This is a genomic window from Streptomyces sp. 7R007 (assembly GCF_054850255.1).
In genome coordinates, this window is sequence record NZ_JBTWMV010000211.1 from 1 (window position 1) to 223 (window position 223).

At 70.9% G+C, this 223-nt stretch carries 1 pseudogene; it reads right to left on the reverse strand.

Annotated elements, in window-relative coordinates:
- Positions 1-223 (reverse strand): annotated as a pseudogene (locus ACYF6T_RS44835) (2-oxoacid:acceptor oxidoreductase subunit alpha); the annotation flags it as partial.

The window sequence follows — 223 nt, forward strand, 5'->3', positions numbered from 1 at the left end:
GCCGATCGTCTCGCTCTTCAGGGCCACACCCGGGCCGGACGTCGTCGTCACGCCCAGTGAGCCGCCGAAGGCCGCGCCCAGCGCCGCGCCGATACCGGCGATCTCGTCCTCGGCCTGGAAGGTGCGCACGCCGAAGTTCTTGTGCCGACTGAGCTCGTGCAGGATGTCGGAGGCGGGGGTGATGGGGTACGAGCCCAGGAACAGCGGCAGGTCCGCCTGGCGT